This window comes from Dolichospermum sp. LEGE 00246 (genome assembly GCF_015207865.1).
Lineage (GTDB): Bacteria > Cyanobacteriota > Cyanobacteriia > Cyanobacteriales > Nostocaceae > Dolichospermum > Dolichospermum heterosporum.
Genome location: NZ_JADEWA010000701.1, coordinates 1 through 1,738, shown reverse-complemented (window position 1 = coordinate 1,738; position 1,738 = coordinate 1). Strand labels below are relative to the sequence as shown.

Annotated in this window: 2 protein-coding genes; one reads left to right on the top strand and one right to left on the bottom strand. The window is 40.3% G+C overall.

Annotation, left to right across the window (positions count from 1 at the left end; all coding sequences use genetic code 11):
* Window positions 1–269: 269 nt before the first annotated feature.
* Window positions 270–566 carry a hypothetical protein gene (locus tag IQ228_RS25735; protein ID WP_193964962.1) on the bottom strand — a complete coding sequence of 99 codons (297 nt, stop codon included), beginning with the start codon at window positions 564–566 and terminating at the stop codon, window positions 270–272.
* Window positions 567–899: 333 nt separating this feature from the next.
* Between IQ228_RS25735 and IQ228_RS25730 the strand changes: the two genes are divergently transcribed.
* Window positions 900–1,685 (top strand): MlaE family lipid ABC transporter permease subunit, encoded by a 786-nt coding sequence (locus IQ228_RS25730; protein WP_027402668.1) that lies wholly within the window; start codon window positions 900–902, stop codon window positions 1,683–1,685.
* Window positions 1,686–1,738 lie beyond the last annotated feature (53 nt).

The window sequence follows — 1,738 nt, the reverse complement described above, 5'->3', positions numbered from 1 at the left end:
GTTTTATTTGGTATTTTTAAGGAACAAGAGCCAAGTATTAAAAAATATTAGCCTTCACCACAAATATACCCATCTCAACCCTATTGTGTTGTGTCACTGCACTGCACGAGAATTTGGGAAAATAACGACCTTAAAAAATAGAAATCTCCAGCACAGAGCCAATAGCTTCTAGTAAATATAGAAATACTCAGCTATGGATCGCAATTATTAAGATTACTCGTTGTGGGATTCTTTAAATCATCAACCTGGCTTAAACGCTTTTGCAACATTCAAGAATCAGTATGAAGAATTTGATAACGGTAATGAACATAGATATCAAAGAGCGCCCCAACAAAGCCGCAAGTTAAACTAATCGTAAATAGACCGTTGAGGGAACTACCACTACCGAAAGTAGCGAGAAAACGCAGAATTTGCATAGAGACATCCGAAATTATCCCTTGTAGACCAGGGACATAGCTAGAAAGTGATAAAACCAAGAACAAACCACCAACAAGGAAGACAGGGACAAGAAAACTAAAAATGGTGGTAAGGACTAAAGATCGGAAAAAGTTACTAAATATAGTCATAATCAGACCGAGGTAGTGGGTAACTTGAGAGATAACCGAAAAATTATCTGCCAACTTCTACAATACTGGCGATCGCCCCCAAACATTCATTTCGTCAAGAATCTTAAGTTTTCATTAAATTGCACTGGTAGTAGTTACCCCAAGTGCATTGGGTATTTTTGAGGTTTAAAACCTGTAAAACCTTGAAAAAATCAGGATTTACATCTCAGTATGCAGTTTACTAGAAGTAAAACCACTGTAAAAACTCGCTCAATTTTATGAGACTAGCCGTAAACTAAGTTAATAATTTGCATATTGTCTAGTGTTAATTCTATCCCCCACCACCAGTGACCAATGGCCAAATCCAGTTTAGGAACATGGAGTCAGCGCTTGCTGGCTGCGACCTTTTTAGGTGGACAAGTCATATTTCACCTCCTTCAAGGTAAAATTCACCGTCGTAACACCCTAGAACAATTGGCAATAGTCGGACCCGACTCTTTCTTCATTGCCCTATTAACAGCCATATTTGTGGGTGCAGTATTCACAATTCAGGTAGCACGGGAATTCATCAACTTCGGGGCAGGAAACCTCGTTGGGGGCGTATTAGCAGTAGCATTAACCAGAGAACTTAGCCCCGTATTGACAGCAGTAGTTTTAGCAGGACGGGTAGGTTCAGCTTTCGCAGCAGAAATCGGCACAATGAAAGTTACAGAACAAATAGATGCTCTGTTAATGTTAAAAACAGATCCCATTGATTATCTAGTTATTCCCCGACTTCTGGCTTGCTTCATCATGTTACCCGTCTTAACTTTGCTATCCTTAATCACAGGAATGTCTGGAGGACTGCTCATAGCCACCCATATTTACAACCTTTCCGATACAGTATTTCTAGACTCAGCCCGGGACTTTCTTGATATTTGGGATATTGGTAACGCCATGATTAAAGCCTGTTGCTTTGGTGTACTAATCGCCATTATCGGATGTAGCTGGGGCTTGACTACCACAGGCGGTGCTAAAGGTGTAGGACAATCAACCACAACTGCTGTTGTCACAGCCCTATTAGTTATATTTATTAGCAACTTCTTTTTATCTTGGGTAATGTTCCAAGGTCCCGGTAGTGGATTATCGCCAGGAAAGTGATTTAAAAGGAAAAATTTTACCAAATCAAAACACCCCCCCACTCCCCCTACTCC